The organism is Nonomuraea sp. H19 (assembly GCF_052068215.1).
Taxonomy (GTDB): domain Bacteria; phylum Actinomycetota; class Actinomycetes; order Streptosporangiales; family Streptosporangiaceae; genus Nonomuraea.
The window spans coordinates 443,170-463,166 of sequence record NZ_JBQHCV010000006.1 but is presented as its reverse complement, the minus strand read 5'-3'; the positions used below and the strand labels follow the sequence as shown (position 1 = coordinate 463,166).

Sequence of the window (19,997 nt, the reverse complement as noted above, 5' to 3'; positions counted from 1 at the left end):
TCAAAGCGACGAAAAGTGTTCCTTGTCGCCAGGTGTCACCAGTCCCGACTCGTACGCGGCCACCACCAGCTGTGCCCGCTCGAAGAGCCCGAGGTGCTCCAGCAGCGCCGTCACCATGCGCGCCACCTCCTCCTCCGGCAGGCAGAGTGTCTGGCCGATCTGCCGGTTCGTCAGGCCCCTGGCGACGAGTTTCAGCACGTCGATGCGGTCGTCGGAGAGCCCGGCCAGCGCCGGGGGAGAGGCCGGGTCGCTGCGCCCGGCGAACACGGAGATCAGCCGCGTGGTGACCGCCGGGTCGATGAGCGCGTCCCCGGCGGCGGCGGCCCTGATCGCGGCGAAGAACTGCTCGGGAGCCGACGTCTTCAGCACGAATCCGCTCACTCCCGCACGCAGTGCCGCGTACAGGTTCTCGTCGCTGCCGAACGTGGTCATCATGACCACCTTGGGCGGCTGGTCCTCGGCCAGGATGCGGCGCGCGGCGGCCAGGCCGTCCAGGCGCGGCATCTGGATGTCGAGCAGCACGACGTCGGGTCGCGTCGTGCGCACGGCGGCGATCGCCTCCTCGCCGTTGGTGGCCTCGCCGGCCAGCGTCACCGCGGGGTCGCTGTCGAACATGGCCCGCAGCCCCGCCCGTACGAGGGCCTGGTCGTCGGCCACCAGAACCCGCAGCGCGGCGGACGCCTCTGCCGGCGCGGGCGGGGGCTCCTCCAGACGCTGGGCGAGCATGTCGGCCTCCAGGCGCCTCAGCCCGGCCGTCAGGTCCAGGCCGAGCTCGTCGCGCCATACGGCGCGCGCCCTGCGCAGCGCCGCCAGCGCGTCGCCCTGGCGCCCGATCCGGTAGAGGCCCACGGCCAGCAGCCGCCAGGCCTCCTCACGCAGCGGGTACGCCGACGCGTGCGCCTCCAGGTCGGCCACCAGCGACGTCGCCCTGCCCAGCGCCAGCCCGGCGTCGGCGCGCCGCTCGACGGCCATCAGCCGCAGCTCCTCCAGCCGGCCCGCCTCGGTCGCCGCCCAGCTCAGCTCGCCGAACTCGGCCAGCGCGGGCCCTCGCCACAGCCCCAGCGCCGTGTCCATGGCCGCCCACACCTGCGCCGGCGTCCCGTCCGACTTCACCAGGCTCTCGAAGTGCCAGGCGTCGACCTGGTCGGTCTTGGCCCGCAGGGCGTAGCCGGGCGGCGCGGTCACCAGCACGCCGGCCTCCTCGCGCGGCGCGCGGCCGGGTTCGAGGGCGCGGCGCAGGCGGGAGACGTATCCCTGGATCGTGGACAGCGCCTGGGCGGGCGGTTCGCCCGGCCACAGTTCGTCGATGAGGGTGTTCACGGGCACGGCACGGCCGCCGGCGACGAGCAGGCGCGCGAGCACTGCCTGCTGCCGCTGGCCGCCGAGGTCGAGAGAGGCGCCGTCGGCCCAGGCCTGGAACGGTCCTAGCGCGGTGAAAGTCAGCATGTCAGGCGTAACTGTAGAGGGAGAAGTGTGTCTGGGTATATGGCGAAATGTCACAGTGGGAGCTCGGCGTGGACAACGGTGCCCCCTCCTTCTGCTTCGCGTACGACACACGTGCCGCCCAACTCGGCGGCCCGCTCGCGCATGGAGGCCAGCCCCACACCGGGCCGCGCGTCCGGCGTCAGCCCCACGCCGTCGTCGGCGACGGTCACCCGCAGGACCTCGTCGCGGTGCAGGCCGATCGCGATCCGGGTGGCACCGGCGTGCTTGTGCGCGTTGTTGAGCGCCTCTTGCACGATACGGTACGCGGCCACCTCGACCGCCGCCGGCAGCCCGACGAGGTCGCCCGAGGTCTCGATCGGCGTCTGCGCCAGCTCCTCCAGCGCGCCCGCCAGGCCCAGCTCGTCGAGCGCGGGCGGGCGCAGGCCGTACACGAGCTGCCTGATGTCGCCGCTCACCGCGTCCATGCCGGTCCGCAGCTCGGAGAGCAGCCGGTCGGCCTGCTCCGGCGAGGACCGCATGGTCATGCGCGCGGCGTTGATCGACATCGCCATGCCGGTGAGCGACTGCCCGAGCCCGTCGTGCAGGTCGCGGCGCAGCCGCCGGCGCTCCTCCTCGCGGGCGGTCAGGATGCGCTCTCGCGAGCGCTGCAGCGCCGCGGTCAGGCGCACGGCGTGCGCGGCATCGGCGATGTACGGCGTCAGCGTGGCGATCACCCGCTCGTCGTGCGCCGCCGGGAACCTGCGCCGGTCCGTCGGCCCGATCAGCAGCAGCCCAACCGGCTCCCCATGCCACACCAGGGGCACGGTCCTGCCGGCCGCCCCGATCACCCCGGACGTGGTCGTCGTGCCGTCCACCTCGACCGCCACGCCGGTGACCGCCAGCCCCTCGCGCAGCACGTCCAGCGTGGCCAGCAGCCCGTGCACCGGGTCCACGTGCTGCAGCCGGTGCCGCAGCTTCCTGGCCAGCGCGCTGGGCACACCCGTGCTGCCGTACAGCAGCCAGTCCACGCCCCGCTGCAGCCCGCGCCGCATCGGCTGGAAGAACGCCCCGGCGAACACCGCCGCCGCGATCCCCGCCACCCGGTCCACCTCCGACAGGAACACGCTGCCTGCCGCGCTCACCGCCACGTACACGCCCGTGGTCACGATCGCCAGGCCGGTGCCCACCAGCGCCCTGCTGATCAGCGTGTCGATGCCGAACAGCCGGTAGCGCAGCACCGCCACCGCGATCGCCGCCGGGATCAGCGGGATGGCCAGCGTCGCGACCCACCACACCGGACCGCCCAGCATCCACGGGACGAGCAGGCCGGGCAGCGTCAGGAGCAGCCACAACAGTTGCCGCCGCTCGATCGCGTCGCCGCGCCTGAACCGCACGACGAGTGCGGCGAACGCCAGCCCCATGGCGGCCGACACCATCCAGTGCGCCACCTCCCGCGGCGCCTTCTGGCCGGTCAGCACCCCGGCCCAGTCGAGCGCCATTCCCGCGACGGCCAGCGCGACGACCGCGTTCCACCGCTTGGACAGCAGGGATCCGACCGGGTAGAGGAGCGGGAGCAGCACACCCAGGGTGAGCTGCAGGACCTGCCACGTCAGGTTGACGATCGGCCGGCCGTGGGCCGCGCTGCCGTACATGAGCTGGAAGACGTTGGCCGACAGGATGTTGGCCGCGGCGCTCAGGCCGCCGACGCACAGCAGCCAGCCGATGACCAGGCGCGGCCTGCTGTGGACCAGGATCGCGCCGAAGACGGGGAAGGCGGTGCCCGCCATGTCCTCGGGCGCGAACGGCAGCGGCGAGTACGCCGATTGCGGCAGCTGCGCCGTCACCCAGATGTCGATGAGCTCCAGTACGACGGCGAGCGTGGCGATGCCGATCGCCACGCTTCGCGCAAGACCCGCGCGGCGCATCCCACCCGTCCTTCCCACCCCATCACTGAGTGGAACTTATCGGGCGATTGCCAACAGCCGATCAATATTTTCTCAACGGCGCCGGATCGCAGGTCCGAGCGCCAGCATCCCGATCGCGGACGCCACGCCGACGCCCCCGGCCGTGAACCACAGCGCCTCGGGACCGATCTCCAGCAGCGGCCCGCCCAGCAGCGGCGCCAGCACCGCGGCCAGCGACCACGCGAACCCGAACAGCCCCGCGTACCGCCCCCGCAGGCGGCCGGGCGCGAGCGCGGCCACGATCGCGCCGGCGATGCCCGCCGTGACGATCTCGCCCGCCGTCCAGACGGCGACCGTCACCACCAGCCCGAACGTGCTGGTGACGAACGCGGTCGCGGCGAACCCGGCCCCCATCACGGCCAGCCCCAGCGCGAACGTGCGGGAGGCGTCCCTGCGGCCCAGCCAGCCGGACACCAGAGGCTGCACGACGACGATCAGCACCCCGTTCAGCGCCATGGCGAGCCCGAACTGTCCCGGCGTCAGCTTCACCACCTCGGTCATCGCCACCGGCAGCATGGTGAACGTCTGCGCGTAGACGAGTGCGTGGCCCAGCGTGATCAGCGTGAAGGCGACCATCACCCGGTCGCGCAGCACCACGCCGAAACCGCCGGTGGACTCCCTGGCGTCCGGCCTGGTCTCGGGAACCGCCCGCCAGACCAGCATGGCGAAGAGCACGCTCGACACCGCGTCGATCCAGAACAGCCAGATGAACCCGATCCCGGCCAGCCATCCGCCGGCCGTCATGCCGACCGAGTAGCCGAGGTTGATCGCCCAGAACAGCAGCCCGTACGCCCGGGGCCGCTCCGCGGGCGAGACCAGGTCGGCCACCAGGGCGTTCGACGCGGGCCTGTAGACGTCGATCACCAGGCCCAGCACGAACATCGAGGCCAGGATCGCCGGCAGCGACGTGCTGTAGCCGAGCGCCAGCATGGTCACGGCCGTGGCCAGCATGCCGCCCGACAGCGTGGCCCGCCGCCCGATCCGGTCCGTCAGCACGCCGGCGAGCAGCTGCGACAGCAGCGAGCCCGCGCCGAACAGGCCCATCACCAGGCCCGCGGCGGTCAACGACAGGCCGCGGCTCTGGGTCAGGTAGACGCCGGTGAAGGGCATGACCATGGTGCCCAGGCGGTTCACCAGCGTGCCGCCCCATAACGCCCAGAACGGGCGGGGCAGCCCGCCGACCTTGGATTGGAGGAAAGAAGGCTTCTCGATCGTTGCGCTCGACACGCGATGAAGCGTGATGTTTCCGGGGTTGGCGGCGCGAACGATTTAGCTCACACTAAAAGGATGGCCATCACCTGGGTCCTCAAGCCGGAGGACGTGGCTCGCATCCGGTTCGCATTTTCTCCGATGTGGGAGCTCGTGGCGAGCCTGCGCACCCTCCAGGGGCCCGCCAGGCAGTCGATCCACCTGCCGTGGCTCAAGGCCGTCCGGCCCCGCCTGGCCGGACTGGACCTGGCGGAGCTGTTCGCGCTCGTGCCGCCTGCCGGATACCTGGCCGACTTCATCACCCCGCCGCCCGACACGCCGATGCCGGACTTCGCCGCAGAGCTCGACCGGGTCAGGCTCACGTCTCCCGCGCTGGCCCGCGAGGAGGCCGGCAAGATCGAAGGGTCGGACCGGGCCGTGCTGGAGCGGTTCATGGCCGATCCCGAGGCGGGTGTGGCCAGGGTGGCGGACGCGCTGGAGGCGTACTGGGAGGCGTGCTTCGCCGAGTTCTGGCCCCGCGTGTACGCCCTGCTCGAACGCGACGTCCTGCGCAGGTCGCGGCAGCTGGCCCAGGGCGGGGCGCACGAGCTGTTCGCCGCGCTGGACCCGGCCGTGGTGTGGACGGGGGAGCGGCTGCTGATCGACCGGCCCTGGTGCGAGCTGGGCGGCCTGCACGGCGACGGGCTCGTGCTCGTGCCGAGCGCGTTCTACTGGCCTTCCGTGGCCGTCATGTCGGCGCCCTACCAGTCGATGCTCGTGTATCCGGTGCACGGCGTCGGCACGCTCTGGGAGCAGGGGCCGCCGCCCGCGCCCGGCGCCCTCGCGGCGCTGATCGGCAGGAGCCGGGCGCAGATCCTGCTCGCGCTCGGCGAGCCCAGCACCACCTCCGCCCTGGCCACCCGAATGTCGCTCACGCCCGGGGCGGTCAGCCAGCACCTCGGCGTGCTCAGCGACGGCGGGCTCGCGGTGGGGATGCGGGTCGGCAAGCAGGTCGTCTACCGCCGCACCTCCACCGGCGACATACTCGCGGGTCAGGCGTAGCGCGTCGACTCCAGGAGCCAGTCCAGATGCGCGCGCGGCGCCGCCAGATACGCGCAGGCGACCTTGCTGACGTCCCTGGCCGCCTTGGGCGCCAGATCGTCGAGCGGCAGCCGCCTGGCGGCCTGGCGCATGTCCTCGCAGCGTTGCGCGATCCGATCCAGCACCCAGGCCGTCGCCTCCCGCTCGCCCAGCCCGAGCTGGCGCATCGCGAGCACCACGAAGTTGTGCGCGTCGCCGCGCTCCTTCGGCCGCGAGGCCACGTCGTTGCACCAGGCCGTGACGTCGCTGCAGGAGTCCACCAGCCGCTGCCAGGGCTCCGACTCGTGCACCCAGGCCGGCACCTCGACCCGCAGGCACGGCTCCACCAGGTCGTACAGATACGGCCCCACCGTGCCCCTGCGCAGCTCCGGGTACTCCTCCAGCGTCGGCATCCGGCCCGCCGCGCGGTTGTCGGCCTCGGTACGGCAGGCGTCGTGCTGGCGCTGCAACCCCACCGCGAACCTGGCCCGCCACCGGTCGCTCATCCGCGCGCTCGTCACCCGCCACAGATCGGCGAAGGCGGCCTCCAGCGGATGGCCCGCCGAGCCCCTGAGCATGCCCTGGAAGACCTCCAGCCGGCACGACCCCTCGTCCAGCTCGTCGTCCAGGTGGAACAGCCACGTCAGCCACTGCGCGAACAGCGCGGCCGCGGCCGCGTCGAACTCGGCGAACGCCCGGCCCGCCATCCGGTGGAAGGCGACGCCGGGGTCGGCCCGCAGGCCTGTCCTCCTGGCCCAGTCGATGACCGCGGCCTCGATCGCGTACACGGCCGGGTGCATCCGGCACGGCTGCGCCATCGCGGGCACCCGCTCGGTGAGCGGCAGCAGCGCCAGGGCGGCCGAGCCGCCCCTGCGCGGCAGGGGCATCATCGAGGACAGGACGGAACGCAACGCGGTGCGCATCGTGGCCAGCACGGTGGTACTCATGGCGGCGTTCACAGAGGACCGAAAAGCCAGTTGCCCGCGGCGTTCGGGTCCTCGCCCCGGTAGTAGTCGGAGGCGGCCGTGACGAGCTCGCCCAGGGTCAGCGTGCCCCTGCCCGCCTGGTCCAGCCGGTCGAACGCCTCGTCCACGTCGTCGTAGGCGACGCCGAACGCGCTCAGCATGGTGCGGAACTCGCCGAGCCGGATCATGCCGTCCCGGTCGCCGTCGCACAGCTCCGCCACCGCCACCGCGGCCGGCCGGAACACCGGCTCGTACTGGTCGCCGGTGACGAACGCGGCCGTCATGGCGGTGCGGAAGTCCGGGCGCGCGATGCCGGAGTCGCCGTCGCGTTCGAGCGCCTTCGCCAGGGCGGACCAGATGCCGTCGAAGCTGTCGACGAGGCTCGCCCCGGTGACCGAGGTGGGGGACTCCCCGAAGCCCACCAGGATGCGGGCGCCCAGCCCCAGCAGGTCCTCACGCTCGACGACGCCGTTGCCGCTCGCGTCGATGTGGTCGAACGCCCGATCTAGCTTGTGATTGAGCAGGTCGATAGCCACCAATGCCTCCCCCGAGACTGACTGCGTGATCACAGTAAGTGGGGCGGGGGGCTTTGTCAGCGAGGCTCGCACCGGCACCGTTCCTAAAGAGTGAGCGGCGGGACCGCGGGGCCGTGATCAGAGCACTCCCGGGAGCATCAGGTCAGGCCGAGGGCGAGGAGCTGGGCTCGGCTGGTCACATTCAGTTTGGGGAAGGCCCGGTACAGGTGGTAGCTGACGGTCTTGGGGCTGAGGAAGAGCTGGGCGCCGATCTGCCTGTTGGTCAGTCCTGCGGCGGCCAGCCGGACGATCTGGAGCTCCTGCGGCGACAGCGTGGTCAGGTGGCCGGCGGAGGCGGAAGGGGAGGAGCCCACCTCGCCGGCCGCGCGCAGCTCGGTCCTGGCCCGCTCCGCCCACGGCCGGGCGCCCAGGCGTTCGAACGTTTCCAGGGCGGCGCGCAGGTGGGTGCGCGCCTCGCTCCTGTGCCGCTCCCTGCGCAGTCGCTCGCCGAAGACCAGCCGGGTACGTGCCGCCTCCCACGGCCCGCCGCTGTGCGCGTGCAGCCGTACGGCGGCGCGGAAGTGGTCATGTGCACGGTCCCAGCCGGGTTCGAGCAGGGCACTGCAGCGGTGCAGGACGGCGTCGGCCCAGTCGTGCCCGGAGGCCTCGGCCCAGCTCTGGAAGCGGCGCAGTGGCTCGTCGGCGGGCAGGTCGAGCCGGGCCGCGGCCTCGACCTGGTCGGGCGCGAAGAAGATGGACTGGGTCTGGTAGCGCACCGGGCCCGTCATGGCGGCGTCGAAACGGTCGAGGGCTTCGGTGAAGCGGCCCTGGACGAGGTCGAGCAGGGCAAGCGCCCATTGCGTCCAGGCCAGGCCGTTGGCGATGTGGTTGTCCTCGAAGTGGCCGAGGGAGGCGGCGGCCAGTTCGGCGCATCGCTCGGCGTCGCCTTGGACCGCGGCGATCCAGGCCAGCATGCCCTCCATGCAACCGGCCCGGTTCGGTTTGTCGGTCTTTCCGATCAGGTGCAGTCCCTCGGTCGCGGTGGCCGCGGCGTCGCTGAACCTGCCGAGATGGATCTCGGCCTCAGCGAGCCCGAGGTGGACTCTGACGAGTCTGCGGAGCTCGCCGGCGGCACGGCATTCGGCGGCGGCGGCGAGCGACAGGTCGCGTGCGGCCTGGAAATCGCCGGCCCGGTTGGCGAAGTGCACGGCGCAACAACAAGACGTTCATGCCGGTCGTCATGCTGCTCATCGCCGCCGTCGGCCTGCTCGCGCCGGTCTTCGTCCGGCCGGTCACGCGCCTGCTCGCAGGCCCGCTGGAACGGCTGCGCAGCGCGGGCGGCGTCGTGGTCTCGGCCGGGGCACTCGCCTCGCCCAGGCGTACCGCCGCCACGGCCGCGCCGGTCCTGGTCACCGTGGGGCTGGCCGCGACCCTGCTCGGCGGGGCCGCGATGACCGACGCCACCGAATCCGCGATGCAGACCGGCCCAGTACGCGCCGACTACCTGGTGCTCCCCACCGGCACCGCCGGCCTGGACCGGCAGCTCGTCCAGCGCCTGGGCGCCGTTCCCGGCGTGGACGTCACCACCGCCACCTCGACCAGCCTCTACACCCTGGAAGGCGGCGGCACCCAGCTCATCCGGCGCCCCGCGGAAGCCGTGAACCCCGCCACGCTCTCGACCGCGCTGTCCGTGCCCGTGACCGCCGGATCCCTCAAGGGTCTGCGGGACGACACCATCGCGGTCTCCGAGACGTGGGAGCTCAGCCTGGGCCGGCGGGTCAAGCTGTGGCGGGCCGACGGCAGCGAGGCGACCTTCACGGTGGTCGCGCTGCTCGGCGACGGGTCCGCCGCCGACTCTTACGTCACCCCGGCGCACGCCCTCTCCGCCCTGCCCTCCGCCGCCTACGTCAAGCTGCGCCCCGGCACCTCCGCCGCCGAGGCCGCGACCGCACTGGAACGGGCCGCCGCGGGCCACAACGCCCGCGTGGTGACCAAGGCCGCCTGGGCCGGAGACGCCGGCGACCGCCGCGCCTCCGCCAGCCGTCTCGGCCTGCTGGTCGTGCTCGGCATCATGCTCGGCTACACCATGATCGCGCTGGTCAACACCCTGCTGATGGCGGCCTCCGACCGGGCGGGGGAACGCGGCGCGCTACGGCTGCTCGGCGCTACCCGGGTACAGCTGCTGCGTTACGTCATGGCCGAGGCGTTGCTGGTGGTGGCCGTCGGCGTGGTCCTGGCCGCCCTCGCCACCGCGCTCGGCCTGCTCGGCCTGTGGTCGGCCCTGGTCCAGCTCGCCGGGCCGGTAGCGGTCAGTGTGCCGTGGGAACCCATGGCCGCGGTGATCGCCGTCTGCTTCGTCCTCGCGGTGGTGGCCGCCGTGCTCCCGGCAAGCCGTACCAAGGGGACGGCCATCCCGCGGGCCTGAGCCTCGGCCGCGGCCGGGCGAGCACCCCCGTAACGTGTGCGAAACACGGACACGGCATCCTGGTAGGAGACCAGTACTGTCTTCCTGAGGGGATGCCTTGGACCGCCAGCAGGAGTTCGTGCTCCGCACGCTCGAGGAACGCGACATCCGGTTCATCCGGCTCTGGTTCACCGACGTTCTCGGCTTCCTCAAGTCCGTCGCCATCGCCCCGGCCGAGCTGGAGGGGGCCTTCGCCGAGGGCATCGGCTTCGACGGCTCGGCGATCGAGGGCTTCGCCCGCGTCTACGAGTCCGACATGCTCGCCAAGCCCGACCCGGCGACGTTCCAGATCCTGCCCTGGCGCAGCGAGACGCCCGGCGCGGCGCGCATCTTCTGCGACATCCTCATGCCGGACGGCTCGCCGTCGCACGCCGACCCGCGCTGGGTGCTCAAGCGCACCCTCGCCAAGTGCGCCGACATGGGCTTCACGTTCTACACCCACCCGGAGATCGAGTTCTTCCTGCTGAAGAACCGCCCCGAGCCCGGCCAGCGGCCGGAGCCGATCGACTCCGGCGGCTACTTCGACCACACGCCGCACAGCGCCGGGCACGACTTCAGGCGCCAGGCGATCATGATGCTGGAGTCGATGGGCATCTCGGTCGAGTTCAGCCACCACGAGGGCGCGCCCGGGCAGCAGGAGATCGACCTGCGCTACGCCGACGCGCTCACCACGGCCGACAACATCATGACCTTCCGCCTGGTCATGAAGGAGGTCGCGCTGGAGCAGGGCATCTGGGCCTCATTCATGCCCAAGCCGTTCACCGAATACCCCGGCTCCGGCATGCACACGCACATGTCGCTGTTCGAGGGCGACCGCAACGCCTTCTACGAGGCCGGCTCCGACTACCGGCTGTCCAAGATCGGCCGCTCGTTCATCGCCGGGCTGCTCAGGCACGCCGCCGAGATCACCGCCGTCACCAACCAGTGGGTCAACTCCTACAAGCGGCTGTGGGGCGGCGCCGAGGCCATCGCGGGGTTGGGCGGCGAGGCGCCCTCCTACGTGTGCTGGGGCCACAACAACCGCTCGGCCCTGGTCCGGGTGCCGATGTACAAGCCGCACAAGGGCGGCTCGACGCGCATCGAGTTCCGCTCGCTCGACTCGGCGTGCAACCCCTACCTGGCCTTCGCGCTGATCCTGGCGGCGGGCCTGAAGGGCATCGAGGAAGGCTACGAGCTGCCGGCCGCGGCCGAGGACAACGTCTGGACGCTGACCAGCGCCGAGCGCCGGGCCCTCGGCATCCAGCCGCTGCCGGGCTCGCTCAACGACGCCATCGAGGTCATGGAGCGCAGTGAGCTGGTGGCCGAGACGCTGGGCGAGCACGTCTTCGACTTCTTCCTGCGCAACAAGCGGACGGAGTGGCGCGAATACCGCCGCCACGTCACCGAGTTCGAGCTCGGCCGCTACCTGCCCGTCCTCTGACGGACCGGTGTGAGGTCCTGCGCCGCCACCGCGCTGGTGACGGCGCAGCCCTCCGGCTCCTAGAGCGCCCGCCGGTCGCCCGCTTCGACGTCCCCCCGGACGCGGGCGACTGGCGAGATCATTCGCCGTGGAACTCGCGCACCTCCACCGGGAGGTGCCGCACGGCCCTGGCCATCTTGCGGCCCCATTCGAGCGCGGTCTCCATGTCGGGCGCCCTGATGATGGTGAACCCGCCGAGGTGCTCCTTGCCCTCGGTGTAGGGGCCGTCGGTGGTGAGCACCTCGCCCTCCCGCAGCCGCGCCACGGCGGCCTGGGCAGGCGGCCGCAGCCCGCCGGAGAACACCCACACGCCGGCGTCCGCCATCTCCTTCTCCAGGGCGGCGAGGTCCCGCATGACCGGGTCGAGGATCTCGGGCCCGGGTGGGTCCCCGTCGGGCTGGTACATGCCGAGCAGATACTGCTTCATGAGTCGTTCCCTTCTGTCAGGTCTCACTCCTTACACGAACGGCCTGCGCCCGGATCGACATGACGTTCAGAATTCGCGCGGCGAATCGAAGAGGATCTCCTCCAGCAGGGTCGCCTCGGCCCGGTCCATGATGCGCGCGCCGGTCGCGGGCGCCGGGTCGCCGTTCTTGACCCGGACCACCAGGCTTTCCCATTGGCGTTGGTGGCGGGCGAACGTACGCGGCGCGACCACCCGGCCCCTGGCCCGCTGGCCCTCCAGCGCCGCCTCGGGCGGGGCGTCCAGCAGCAGGAGATGGAAGCTCGACCGGTTCCTGCGGGCCAGCCAGGCGAAGGCCCGCAGCACGTACGGCCCGCAGCCGCGGTTGTGCGCGACGACCGCCTGGCCGCGGGCCAGGGCCTGGCGGATGCGGCTCACGTGGGTGACGAACACCACGGCGCGGCGAAGCGGATAGGGCGCCCAGGGGAGCCTGCCGTACCAGTGCCGCCTGGACTGCGACGAATCGATCACCACGGCCGGGCCGCGCGTGACGGGCAGGCTCTCCGCGCCGCCCAGCCCGTACAGGCGTTGCAGCAGGGTGGTCTTGCCCGCGCCGGGCAGCCCGGTCAGGATGACCAGCGACCCGGGGGGATATCGCAACAACGCGCCCTGCACTGGCTCACTCCGCACGATCCATCATCTCCTCCGGCCGCGCCGGCACAGGCGCGTGCCTCCCAGCTTCGCCGAGACCTCCGTAAGACGCGCGTTTCATTTCGGCTGCGGAGTCAGCCGGGCGGTCAGCGCGGCGAGCTCGTCGTGCAGTTGCCGGTGGCTGCTGGTGAGGTCGGCCAGCGCCTTGCGGGTCTCGGTGAGCTCGGTGACGACCTGGGCCAGCTCGGCCGACGCCTGGCGGTCCAGCGCCGCCGCGCGCTCGAACCGCTCGACGAACCAGGAGGCGATGGCCGCGGTGACGACGCCCAGCAGGGCGATGCCGGTGATCATCAGGACAGCCGCCACCAGCCGTCCCTCCGGGGTCACCGGGAAGCGGTCGCCGTACCCGACGGTCGTCATCGTGGTGAGCGACCACCACAGGGCGTCGCTGATCGTCTTGATGTTGCCGTCGGCGTTGTCGCGCTCCATGTCCAGGACGGCGATGCTGCCGACCGCGGCCATGAAGACGGCCGTGCCGCTGACGTACACCACCGCGCGCAGGCGCAGCGGGAGGCGTATCCGCTCGGCGATGACCTGCAGGAGGAGCAGGGCCCGGATCAGCCACAGCGGGCGCAGCAGGGGGAGGACGACGACCAGGAGGGAGGGGATGTTCCGCAGGACGAATCTCAGGCGCTGGGGAGCGAGCGCCAGGCGGATCAGATAATCGGCGGTGAACAGCGCCCACGTGACGACCTGGAGATACCACAGTGCGGTGTGCGCCGCGGGTGGGAGGCCGGGGACCAGGACGGGGATCGCCCAGCCGAGCAAGAATCCAGTGCCGATGATGAGGAGCGCCGTGCTGGTGCGGCGCTCCCAGGAGGTCAGCCGGTTCATCCCGCCAGTGTGGGGCATGGGCTTGCTCCGCGGCTGCCCCCGTATCGGGGGAAAGGTCGCGGGACATCGCGGGTCCCGGCTAAAGTAGCGCCAGCGCCTTGATCGGCCTCACTCCGGGAGCGATCCCGAAGTGAGGCCGATTTTCGTTGCTTCTGACTACCGGGTCACATCCGCGCCATGGAGGGCGCATAACGTCGTGCCCGGGGTGGGAAGTTTCGGACCCCTTTGAGGCGTTGTGGTGAGGTATGGGAGCAGCGACAGGACCCCCGAGCCCTCTAGGAATCCGGGAGTCCAGTAAAATCGCCCTGCTTCTAATGATATTTCCGGACTTCTCGCCTTGTGTGGCGATATGGGAGGGTGTGGCATGACGACGGCTGCCCTGCAGACCGTATTGACCGTTCCCCAGCGTTTCCGAGGCCCCGCGGGCGTCGCCAACGGCGGCTGGATAGCGGGCACCATGGCGGAGGCTCTGAACGGTGGTCGATCAGCGGTCGAGGTCACGCTGCACGCGCCCACGCCCCTGGAGACCGAGCTGCGCCTGGAGCACGTGGCCAACTCGGTGTCCCTCTCGCACGGCGACCAGCTTCTGGTCGAGGCCATCCCGGTGGCCAAGGACCTGGAGGGGCCCGGGTTCGTGCCGTTCACCGACGCCGCGCGCGCCGAGGCCGGTTTCGTGGGGCTGAAGGCGCACCCGTTCGCCGAGTGCTTCGCGTGCGGGCTGCGCGAGCCGGGCGACGGCCTGCGCATCTTCCCCGGCCCGATCGAGGGCACGGACCTGGTGGCCGCCGGGTGGCGGGTGCCGTTCACGGTGACGGGCGAGGAGGGCGTGCCCGCCTCGATCATCGGTGCCGTGCTGGACTGCATCACCGGCTGGGCGCACTTCGGCCCCGGCGAGACCGCCCTGCTCGGGCGGCTGGCCGTGCAGATCCACCGCCCGGTCTCCCCGGGTGGCCGCTACTCCGTCGTGGCCCGGCCGACCGGCCGCGAGGGGCGCAAGATGTACGGCCAGAGCGCCATCTACGAGATGGACGGCACGCTGGTGGCGGCCGCCCACGCCACGTGGATCGCTCCACGCTGACCTGACGACGAAACGGCCCCCGAAGTGCTCGGGGGCCGTTTTGCATGGTCTGGATGGTGGCTGGGAGGAATGTGGCCGATCATGGGGCGATGGCGAAGAATCCCCTGCTTCGGCTGGTTCCGCTCTTCGGGGTAGCCGCCGTGTCCGTCTACCTGGCCGGATTCGCGTAGGTTCGGTTCGTCGTGCTCGGGTTCGAGTCCGTCCCGGCGGAAGAGCAGAACCGGTTCCTGGACGTCTTCGCGGACATGGTGCTGGGACGGATCACGTTCGGCTCCGTGTTCTTCACCGTGGCCGCGCTCACCTGGAGCCCTCCCGCGCTCGCCGTGGTCCTGTGGGCGGCGGCGATCGCGCACGTCTGGGGATTGTGGCGGCTGGTTCGTGGTGTGGCGGTCACGCCCTCGCCGCCGGCCGCCCGGCTGCTGTTCCTGCAACCGGCCATCTGTGTCGCCTACCTCGCGGTGTGCTCCTTCGACGTCTGGTTCACCTCGGTCACGGCGCGTCCTGCGACGGCGGAGGAAGTGGCCTGGGGCGGCATGCCGGAGGGCCTGGTGCGGGATGGGTGGGCCATGATCGCCGACATCGGGATCGCCATGGTGGTCGTGAGCGTGGCGACGGTCGCCATGGGGGTGGCGGCCCGGCGCGGCCACGCGGGGCTGTGGGTGCTGGCGGGCATGGTGACCCCGCTCTACCTGCTGGGCATGACGTTGCTCGCGGCGATAGGCCCGCTGGGGCCGATCGCGGAGGAGATGCGACTGGCCGCGGAACTCCGGTGCCCGCCTGGCACGTGCCGCTGGTGGCCGTGCTCGCCGGCGGCGCGGTGATCTCCTACGCGAGCGCTCTGCCTCAGGTGCGAGGGCGGCTCGGCGGCGTTCCGGTCGGCGCTCGGACCTCATGAGCGGATCCCGGCACTGCGGGCCGCCGGGGTTCTGTGGTGCTGGTTGGGTGGAATTTCCGGATAATTACCAAATATGCGTATCACCGTGATCGAGCATGAGGCCGAGGCCGGGCTTGGGTATCTCGGCGGCTGGCTGGGGTTGGCCTGCGACGTCGTGCGGCCGTACCTGGGGGAGGAGATCCCGGAGCGGGCCGCGGACGGCCTGATCGTGCTCGGCGGGGAGGCGGCGGCCTGGGAGGACGAGCGCAGCCCCTGGCAGCCCGCCACCCGCGACCTGCTGCGCCGAGCCGTGGACGAGGCCACGCCCACGCTCGCCATCTGCCTGGGGGCGCAGCTGCTGACCATGGCCTGCGGGGGCATGGTGGAGCGGGGGAGTCATGGGTTCGAAGTGGGGGCTCGGGAGGTGGTCGCGCTGCCCTCGGCCGGGTCCGACCGGCTGCTGTCGGGTGTCGGGACGGCCGTGGCCGTCCAATACCACCGGGACGTCATGACCCGGCTGCCCGACGGCGCGGTGCCCTTGATGACCGGCTCCCAGTACCCCAACCAGGCCTACCGGCTCGGCGAGGCCGCCTGGGCGGTCCAGTTCCACCCGGAGGCCACGCCGGAGATCTTCGCCTCGTGGACCGCAGAGTCGGACCTGGAGGCGGCCGGAGAACTCAACGCCGAGGTCAAGGCCGCCGAGCCCGCGCTCGTCGCGACCTGGCGCCCGGTGGCGGCGGCCTTCGCCGACGTGGTCAGAACCACCGGCTGCGCCTGAACCGCGCCCGCGAAGCCACCCCGAGCCCGCCATCCGCTCGTCCCTTGGCGCGCTGACCGTCGCCCTCGCCGACGGTGTCGCGAGGCGTAGGGCGTGGGGCTGGGTGTCGTGAGGGCGTGGGCCAGCGTGTGCACTCCGCCCAGCAGCAGCGGGAACGCCGCCAGCCAGCGCCACCCGCCCCACACGCCAAGAAATGCAACGCAACGTTGCGTTCTCGTGCTACGGCGGAACGCGTGATTGCTGTCAAGATGGAGGGGTGCCCAGGATCGAATCCACCGCCGCACGGCTCGCCAAGCTCGGGTTCGCCGACGGCGCCAGGGCCGCCCAGCTCCTCCTCCAGGCAGGGACCGACTGGGACGATCTCCTGGAGTCGTTGGTCGCCGTCCCCGACCCCGACCAGGCCCTGGTCTCGCTGACCCGCCTGGCCGAACGCGAGCCCGCCGTCCTCGACACCCTCCGCCGGGACGAGCACCTCAGGGCCAGGCTGCTGGCCGTGCTCGGTGTCAGCGCCGCACTGGGCGAGCACCTGGTACGCCATCCCGGACAGGTGGCGCTGCTGGGGGAGCCGCACCTGGGCGAGGCCAGGACGGAGCTGCTGTGCGCGGTCGGCGCGGACCCGGATGCCGCCGAACCGGTCGCCACCGGCGAGAACGCGCTGGTGGCGCTGCGGGTGGCCTACCGGGGCCTGCTGATGCACCTGGCCGCCCGTGACCTGACCGGCCAGGCCACGCTGGCGGAGGTCATGGCCGAACTCGCCGACCTGGCGGGCGCCGCGCTGGAGGCCGGGCTGGCCATCGCGCGGGCCGAGATCGACGCGAGCGACGTACGCCTCGCGGTCATCGGCATGGGCAAGTGCGGCGCCAGAGAGCTCAACTACATCAGCGACGTGGACGTGATCTTCGTGGCCGAGCCGCGCGAGGGCGCCGATGAGACCAAGGCGCTGCGCACCGCGACCCGGCTGGCCCAGGCCATGATGCGGGCCTGCACCGCGACCACGCCCGAGGGCTCGCTGTGGGAGGTCGACGCGGGGCTGCGCCCCGAAGGCCGCTCGGGACCGCTGGTGCGCACGCTCGGCAGCCACCTGGCCTACTACCGGCGCTGGGCCAAGACGTGGGAGTTCCAGGCACTGCTCAAGGCCCGCCCGGTGGCCGGCGACCTGGACCTGGGCGCGGCCTACGTCGAGGCGGTCAACGACATGGTGTGGTCGGCGGCCACCCGCGAGCGCTTCGTCGAGGACGTGCAGGCCATGCGCCGCCGCGTCGAGGCGCACGTGCGCGCCGAGGGGGAACGGCAGCTCAAGCTGGGCCCCGGCGGGCTGCGGGACATCGAGTTCGCGGTGCAGCTGCTGCAGCTCGTGCACGGGAGGCTGGACCCGCTGCTGCGCCGCCGGGCCACGCTGCCCGCGCTGGCCGCGCTCTCCCGCGGCGGGTACGTCGGCCGTGACGACTCGCGCGGGCTGGCGGAGGCGTACTCGTTCCTGCGCCAGGTCGAGCATCTGCTCCAGCTGCACCGGCTGCGGCGCACCCACATCGTGCCGTCCGGCGAGGCGGATCTACGCAGGCTGGGCCGGGCGCTCGGCATGCAGGCCGACCCCGTGGGGGAGTTCACGGCCAGGTGGCGGCGGCACGCGATGGAGGCGCGGCGGCTGCACGAGAAGCTGTTCTACCGGCCGCTGCTGCAGGCCGTGTCGCGGCTTCAGGAGTCGGAGGCGCGGCTGTCGGCCACGGCGGCGGAGGCCCGGCTGGAGGCCCTCGGCTATGTCGATCCCGCCGGGGCGCTGCGCCACATCGCCGCCCTGACCGCGGGGGTGTCCAGGCGGGCCGCGATCCAGCGCACGCTGCTGCCGGTCATGCTCGGTTGGTTCGCCGACACACCCGATCCCGACGCGGCGCTGCTGGGCTTCCGGCAGGTCAGCGACAAGCTGGGCAGCACGCCGTGGTACCTGCGGCTGCTGCGTGACGAGACGGCCGTGGCGGCCAGGATGGCGCGGGTGCTGGGCAGCAGCCGCTACGCGACCGGCCTGCTCCTGCACGCGCCGGACGCGATCACGATGCTCGGCTCGGATGCGGAGCTCGCGGCGCGGCCCCTGGAGTCGCAGCTCGGCGAGGCGGCCGCCGCGGTGTCCAGGCACGCCGGCGACCCCGAGACCGCCGTCGCGGCCGTGCGGGCGCTGCGGCGCAAGGAGCTGTTCCGCACGGCCGTGGCCGACATCTCCGGCCTCATGGACATCGAGACGGTCGGCACCGCGCTGTCGGCCCTGACCGACGTCACCCTCCAGGCGGCCCTGGACGCCGCCCTGGGCAAGGCCGCGAACGTCACCTCCTTCGCCGTCATCTCCATGGGCCGGCTCGGCGGCATGGAGTGCTCCTACGCCAGCGACGCCGACGTCATGTTCGTCCACTCGCCCCTGCCGGGGGTCGGGGAGAAGGAGGCCACGGACGCCGCCTTCGCCGTGGCCAACGAGCTGCGCAGGCTGCTCTCGCTGCCCGCCCCCGACCCGCCCCTGACCATCGACCCCGACCTGCGGCCCGAGGGGCGGCAGGGCCCGCTGGTGCGCACGCTGGCCTCCTACCGTGCCTACTACTCGCGCTGGTCGTCGCCGTGGGAGTCGCAGGCGCTGCTGCGGGCCAGGTTCTCGGCCGGCGACCCCGAGCTGGGCGCGGCGTTCGTGGCGATGATCGATGAGCTGCGCTACCCGCCGGACGGGCTGCACGACGACGCGGTCAGGGAGATCAGGCGGCTCAAGGCCCGCATGGAGGCCGAGCGGCTGCCGCGCGGCGCCGACCCCGGGCTGCACACCAAGCTCGGCCCCGGTGGGCTGTCCGACGTGGAGTGGGTGGCCCAGCTCCTGCAGCTGCGCTACGCCGGCACGCAGCCGTCGCTGCGCACCACCCGTACGCTCGACGCCTTGCGCGCGGCCGTGGCCGAGGGCCTGCTCGCCCCCGCCGACGAGGCCGTGCTGGCCGAGGCGTGGCGCTTCGCCTCCCGCATCAGGGACGTGCTCATGCTGGCCAAGGGGCGTCCGGGCGACAGCGTGCCGCGCGACGCGGGCGAGCGCAGGAGGATCGCCCAGACGCTCGGCTATCCGCCCGACGGCTCGGAGGACTTCCTCGACGACTACCGCCGCGTGACGCGTCGTGCGCGCCTGGTCGTGGAACGTGTCTTCTACGGGGGTTGATCCAGCGCGCCGCGCGGGTGTATTAAGGCGCGATGTTATCCGTTTACGTGGATCTGGCCCTTGGCCTGGTGGTGGCGTTCCTGCTGCTGTCGCTCCTGGTGAGCGGGCTCAACGAGGGATTCGTCCGGGTGCTGGCCATCCGCAGCAAGTTTCTGTGGGCCTACCTCAGGGACACCATGGACGGCGCCGACGACAAGGCCGGATCGTGGCTGCCCGCCAAGGTGCGCGACGTGTTCACCGCGCTGCCGTTCCTGCGTGATCCACGTCCCCGGCACAGCGACCTGCCCGCGCCCGCCGAGGTCGGCGGGCCGCCCGGCCCCGAGGCGCGGTCCGGCGACTCCATGATCAAGCTGCTGTACGAGCGGGTCAGGGAGATCGACCACGCCAAGCGCGGCAGGACGAGCATCGCCAACATCCCGCCCAGCCGGTTCGCGGTCGCCGTGATGGAGCTGGCGGCGGGGGAGGACGGCGATGTCGAGCGGTTCCTGGCCAAGCTGAAGGCCATCGACAGCCCGCTGTACGGCCCGCTCAAGGGCATCTGGGAGACCGCGCAGCGCGACCTCGACCGGTTCAGGCAGGGTGTCGAGACCTGGTTCGACGGCGAGATGCAGCGGCTGTCGATGCTCTACAAGCGTTACGTCAAATGGGTGGTCGCCGTGCTCGCCCTGGCGGTGACACTGCTGTTCTCGATGGACGGCCTGGAGTACGCCAAGACGCTGCTGCGCGACAACGCCTTCCGTGCCTCGGTGACGGCCGTGGCGGAGGCCGGGCCGGACGCGTACAACGAGCTCAAGGCGCGCTGCACGGGACAGGACCCGATGCGCTGCGTCACCGAGACGCTCAGCCAGCCGGCGCTGGTCAGGATGCTAGACCAGGCGCTGGTCAGCGTGTCGATCCCGGAGCAGGGCGACCCGGACGTCAACTGGAACGGCGGCCTGTGGTGGGACCGGATCAGCACGCCGAGTCACTGGCCCGGCTTCCTGCTGACGTACGTGGCGCTGCTGTTCGGGGCGCCGTTCTGGTGGGACGTGTTCCGCCGCATCACGGGCCTCAAAGCGCGGCGCTGACCCGCGTACCAAGG

Annotated in this window: 17 protein-coding genes; 8 read left to right on the top strand and 9 right to left on the bottom strand. The window is 72.1% G+C overall.

Features of this window, described 5'->3' with window-relative positions; translation table 11 throughout:
• From ACTMTI_RS16290 to ACTMTI_RS16280, 3 genes are all read right to left on the bottom strand, one after another.
• Positions 1-1,446 (bottom strand): BTAD domain-containing putative transcriptional regulator, encoded by a 1,446-nt coding sequence (locus tag ACTMTI_RS16290; RefSeq protein WP_441121169.1) that lies wholly within the window; start codon positions 1,444-1,446, stop codon positions 1-3.
• Positions 1,447-1,496: 50 nt separating this feature from the next.
• Positions 1,497-3,323: a sensor histidine kinase gene (locus ACTMTI_RS16285; protein ID WP_441121168.1), complete on the bottom strand. Its 1,827-nt coding sequence runs from the start codon at positions 3,321-3,323 to the stop codon at positions 1,497-1,499.
• Positions 3,324-3,422: 99 nt separating this feature from the next.
• Positions 3,423-4,616: an MDR family MFS transporter gene (locus tag ACTMTI_RS16280; protein ID WP_441121167.1), complete on the bottom strand. Its 1,194-nt coding sequence runs from the start codon at positions 4,614-4,616 to the stop codon at positions 3,423-3,425.
• Between the two features lie 60 nt (positions 4,617-4,676).
• Here ACTMTI_RS16280 and ACTMTI_RS16275 point away from each other — a divergent pair, with 60 nt between their 5' ends.
• Complete coding sequence (locus ACTMTI_RS16275; protein ID WP_441121166.1) at positions 4,677-5,639, top strand: DUF5937 family protein; 963 nt, start codon at positions 4,677-4,679, stop codon at positions 5,637-5,639.
• Here ACTMTI_RS16275 and ACTMTI_RS16270 read toward each other — a convergent pair.
• The 3 genes from ACTMTI_RS16270 to ACTMTI_RS16260 form a co-directional block, all read right to left on the bottom strand.
• The gene (locus ACTMTI_RS16270) at positions 5,630-6,604 is read right to left on the bottom strand and encodes a terpene synthase family protein (protein ID WP_441121165.1); all 975 of its coding nucleotides are present in this window, start codon (positions 6,602-6,604) and stop codon (positions 5,630-5,632) included. The genes ACTMTI_RS16275 and ACTMTI_RS16270 overlap by 10 nt on opposite strands.
• Positions 6,605-6,612: 8 nt before the next feature.
• A complete protein-coding gene (locus ACTMTI_RS16265) occupies positions 6,613-7,158 on the bottom strand; it encodes an EF-hand domain-containing protein (RefSeq protein ID WP_441121164.1) in 546 nt (181 codons plus the stop codon).
• 137 nt (positions 7,159-7,295) lie between these two features.
• Complete coding sequence (locus ACTMTI_RS16260) at positions 7,296-8,345, bottom strand: helix-turn-helix transcriptional regulator (protein WP_441121163.1); 1,050 nt, start codon at positions 8,343-8,345, stop codon at positions 7,296-7,298.
• Positions 8,346-8,365: 20 nt separating this feature from the next.
• Here ACTMTI_RS16260 and ACTMTI_RS16255 point away from each other — a divergent pair, with 20 nt between their 5' ends.
• Together ACTMTI_RS16255 and ACTMTI_RS16250 are read left to right on the top strand one after the other, a co-directional pair.
• Positions 8,366-9,562 carry an FtsX-like permease family protein gene (locus tag ACTMTI_RS16255; protein ID WP_441121162.1) on the top strand — a complete coding sequence of 399 codons (1,197 nt, stop codon included), beginning with the start codon at positions 8,366-8,368 and terminating at the stop codon, positions 9,560-9,562.
• A gap of 97 nt (positions 9,563-9,659) precedes the next feature.
• On the top strand, positions 9,660-11,021 hold the full coding sequence (locus tag ACTMTI_RS16250) for a glutamine synthetase family protein (protein ID WP_441121161.1): 1,362 nt from the start codon (positions 9,660-9,662) through the stop codon (positions 11,019-11,021).
• Between the two features lie 118 nt (positions 11,022-11,139).
• Here ACTMTI_RS16250 and ACTMTI_RS16245 read toward each other — a convergent pair whose 3' ends face one another.
• The 3 genes from ACTMTI_RS16245 to ACTMTI_RS16235 form a co-directional block, all read right to left on the bottom strand.
• Positions 11,140-11,487: a YciI family protein gene (locus ACTMTI_RS16245; protein ID WP_441121160.1), complete on the bottom strand. Its 348-nt coding sequence runs from the start codon at positions 11,485-11,487 to the stop codon at positions 11,140-11,142.
• A gap of 66 nt (positions 11,488-11,553) precedes the next feature.
• Positions 11,554-12,153 carry an AAA family ATPase gene (locus tag ACTMTI_RS16240; RefSeq protein ID WP_441121159.1) on the bottom strand — a complete coding sequence of 200 codons (600 nt, stop codon included), beginning with the start codon at positions 12,151-12,153 and terminating at the stop codon, positions 11,554-11,556.
• Between the two features lie 78 nt (positions 12,154-12,231).
• Positions 12,232-13,008: an ion channel gene (locus ACTMTI_RS16235; RefSeq protein WP_441121158.1), complete on the bottom strand. Its 777-nt coding sequence runs from the start codon at positions 13,006-13,008 to the stop codon at positions 12,232-12,234.
• A gap of 364 nt (positions 13,009-13,372) precedes the next feature.
• On the opposite strand from ACTMTI_RS16235, the gene ACTMTI_RS16230 reads away from it, so the two are divergent.
• The 5 genes from ACTMTI_RS16230 to ACTMTI_RS16210 all read left to right on the top strand — a co-directional run bounded on the left by ACTMTI_RS16230 (position 13,373) and on the right by ACTMTI_RS16210 (position 19,983).
• Positions 13,373-14,086, top strand: coding sequence for a PaaI family thioesterase (locus tag ACTMTI_RS16230; RefSeq protein ID WP_441121157.1), 714 nt, complete (start codon positions 13,373-13,375; stop codon positions 14,084-14,086).
• Between the two features lie 182 nt (positions 14,087-14,268).
• Complete coding sequence (locus ACTMTI_RS16225; RefSeq protein WP_441121156.1) at positions 14,269-14,907, top strand: hypothetical protein; 639 nt, start codon at positions 14,269-14,271, stop codon at positions 14,905-14,907.
• 147 nt (positions 14,908-15,054) lie between these two features.
• A complete protein-coding gene (locus tag ACTMTI_RS16220; protein WP_441121154.1) occupies positions 15,055-15,738 on the top strand; it encodes a type 1 glutamine amidotransferase in 684 nt (227 codons plus the stop codon).
• Between the two features lie 256 nt (positions 15,739-15,994).
• Entirely contained in the window at positions 15,995-18,916 is a 2,922-nt protein-coding gene (locus ACTMTI_RS16215; protein WP_441121153.1) for a bifunctional [glutamine synthetase] adenylyltransferase/[glutamine synthetase]-adenylyl-L-tyrosine phosphorylase, read from the top strand.
• Positions 18,917-18,948: 32 nt separating this feature from the next.
• Positions 18,949-19,983 (top strand): hypothetical protein, encoded by a 1,035-nt coding sequence (locus ACTMTI_RS16210; protein WP_441121152.1) that lies wholly within the window; start codon positions 18,949-18,951, stop codon positions 19,981-19,983.
• Positions 19,984-19,997 lie beyond the last annotated feature (14 nt).

Excerpts from the sequence above, each read along its gene's own strand:
- ACTMTI_RS16270 (WP_441121165.1), bottom strand. The coding sequence starts at position 6,604 with ATGAGTACCACCGTGCTGGCCACGATGCGCACCGCGTTGCGTTCCGTC.
- ACTMTI_RS16290 (WP_441121169.1), bottom strand. The coding sequence starts at position 1,446 with ATGCTGACTTTCACCGCGCTAGGACCGTTCCAGGCCTGGGCCGACGGC.
- ACTMTI_RS16255 (WP_441121162.1), top strand. The coding sequence starts at position 8,366 with ATGCCGGTCGTCATGCTGCTCATCGCCGCCGTCGGCCTGCTCGCGCCG.
- ACTMTI_RS16235 (WP_441121158.1), bottom strand. The coding sequence starts at position 13,008 with ATGAACCGGCTGACCTCCTGGGAGCGCCGCACCAGCACGGCGCTCCTC.
- ACTMTI_RS16245 (WP_441121160.1), bottom strand. The coding sequence starts at position 11,487 with ATGAAGCAGTATCTGCTCGGCATGTACCAGCCCGACGGGGACCCACCC.
- ACTMTI_RS16210 (WP_441121152.1), top strand. The coding sequence starts at position 18,949 with ATGTTATCCGTTTACGTGGATCTGGCCCTTGGCCTGGTGGTGGCGTTC.
- ACTMTI_RS16220 (WP_441121154.1), top strand. The coding sequence starts at position 15,055 with ATGCGTATCACCGTGATCGAGCATGAGGCCGAGGCCGGGCTTGGGTAT.
- ACTMTI_RS16230 (WP_441121157.1), top strand. The coding sequence starts at position 13,373 with ATGACGACGGCTGCCCTGCAGACCGTATTGACCGTTCCCCAGCGTTTC.
- ACTMTI_RS16275 (WP_441121166.1), top strand. The coding sequence starts at position 4,677 with ATGGCCATCACCTGGGTCCTCAAGCCGGAGGACGTGGCTCGCATCCGG.